The organism is Streptococcus phocae (genome assembly GCF_001302265.1).
Taxonomy (GTDB): domain Bacteria; phylum Bacillota; class Bacilli; order Lactobacillales; family Streptococcaceae; genus Streptococcus; species Streptococcus phocae.
On record NZ_LHQM01000056.1, the window covers coordinates 1 to 2,017 of the forward strand.

Consider the following 2,017-nt stretch of genomic DNA (forward strand, 5'->3'; position numbering starts at 1 on the left):
GTAGAAACCACTAAAAAAAATAAATTTACAAGAAAGCAATGGATTTTAATCTGGATACTATCCATAATACTTGTTTTGTTGTTATTGTATATTTCGTTTAAATATAATATTATAATTTAAAATAATGCCTTAAAAATAAAAAAAACCTAAGGAATGAGCCGCACCCCAAAAGTTAGACACAAAATCTAACGATTGGGGTGTTTTTTTGATGAAATCGACTTGTGAAAATAAACTAGAGATATATGAACTAAGAAGGAATGGTATGACCTGGTCTCAGATTAGTGAAACATACGATGTTAGTCCTTCCAATCTCCAGTACCTGATAAAGCTTATGGATAGGTATGGTGTTTAGAGTGTTAGAAAAAGAAAAAATAACTACTATTCCTCTGAACTAAAAAAAGAAATGATTGATAGGGTTTTACTAGAAAATAGATCTATCAAGGCAATTGGACTATGGTCCCCCAAGCTATGGCATGCTTTCTAATTGGATAGCACAATACAAGAAAAATGGGTATACTATTGTTGAGAAAACAAGAGGGAGGGCAAGAAAGATGGGGCGTCATCCAAAGAAGAAACTCGAGGAAATGACTGAGTTAGAGTGACTCCAATATGAGGATGAATACCTTAGAGTGAAACGGTTACACTAACGAAAATAGAAACTTACTTTACTTGATATGTCTATATGATAGGGTTAGCCTTGGTAGGAGTCCTGTTGTCTATTGTAAGCTTGGGGAAGACCAGTCTTTTATTCTGGATTAGGCTCAGTATAGATTGCAATCCTGGTGACACAGTTATTTCTTGGTCCGTCTCATTGCCATTAGTTGCCAATGATTATGTTGTTTAGCCCCTGCCATGTTTTGACGTAAGGGGGTCCAAAGATGACAGCCTTTCTGTTTTTAATGATTTCTAAGTTCATAACTAAGATACCCTAAATCAGCTAAAATATAATGTTGCTGGCAATTTTCTAGTAAGTCATCAACTGCTCTAATATCGTGTACTGAGGCAGGAGTCACAACATCATTCAGAATATAGCCTGATAAAGTGACCAGCATATGTACTTTGAATCCATAGAACCAAAGATGTTTAGAAGCATTGTAACCAATGTCTGTCAAATCATTAAAAATACGTGTTCTATAGTTACGGACAGGTTGACAAAGTGGCAAGGGAAAGCTATCTATAATCACAATAGAATCAGGGAAGAACTGAGTATTCATTGCTTGTCTAATGACTTGAACTAACCAAAAAAAGAGTTTTAATCTCTTCTTTTACATATGTAATCAGGATTTCTCTTCGTTTGACGCGAAAAATTATTATATTTAAAAATAGCGAGAATTTCTTAATAAATCATCATCACTAACCCAAATAAGGTTAAACCAAATATTTTATAACAGACTTAGTCCTGCATGGTACAGGATTAAGTCTTTTTAGTTTGACGTTAATATAAAGACTGTTTCACTGTCTTTACTTGTCAAGATTTATCAGTTGCTAAAAAACAAAAAATAGAAACAGATACTAAAATATTTAAAAAATCCTCAATTGTCAAGTCAAGTGCAACAATTGTTATCTGACTAAGTCAACGTGTTTTATGCGGTTTGAGCTAGCTCAAACCGTTTTTTAGCAGATTGATAGCCATGTATTCTTCTTAGCCTATCATTGATGGCTTGGTTGTAAGTTTCCAGTTCAGTTAGAGTCAGCTCTTTTAGCGAGACCTCTTTGGGAACGAACTCCCTCAGTAAGCCATTGAAGTGTTCATTAGTTCCACGCTCGTGAGAGGTATAAGCATGAGCAAAATAGATATCGACACCCTCTAGTTCACTTAGTAAAGCGAACTCACTCCCATTATCAGCGGTTATAGACTTGATAGGATAGTCTTTCATATCATCTAAAATAGCCTGATTAACGTACTCAGCTTTCTTTTCAGGAAGTTTAATCGTCAGGGCATATCTGGTTTGTCGCTCAATCAAAGTCAAGATAGAAGGTTCTCCAGCAGTCTTTAATCCAAGTACCGAGTCAATTT

1 protein-coding gene and 2 pseudogenes are annotated in these 2,017 nt (G+C 35.0%); 1 reads left to right on the forward strand and 2 read right to left on the reverse strand.

Going from position 1 to position 2,017, the window contains the following annotated elements; all coding sequences use genetic code 11:
- Nucleotides 1-208: 208 nt before the first annotated feature.
- Nucleotides 209-599, forward strand: a pseudogene (locus AKK44_RS09295) (IS3-like element ISLgar1 family transposase); the annotation flags it as partial.
- Between the two features lie 201 nt (nucleotides 600-800).
- Here the strand turns inward: AKK44_RS09295 and AKK44_RS08170 are convergent.
- A pseudogene (locus AKK44_RS08170) lies at nucleotides 801-1,253 on the reverse strand (IS982 family transposase); the annotation flags it as partial.
- A 330-nt stretch (nucleotides 1,254-1,583) separates the two neighbouring features.
- The coding region (locus AKK44_RS08175; protein WP_152911091.1) for an IS30 family transposase at nucleotides 1,584-2,017 on the reverse strand (434 nt) is incomplete at its 5' end.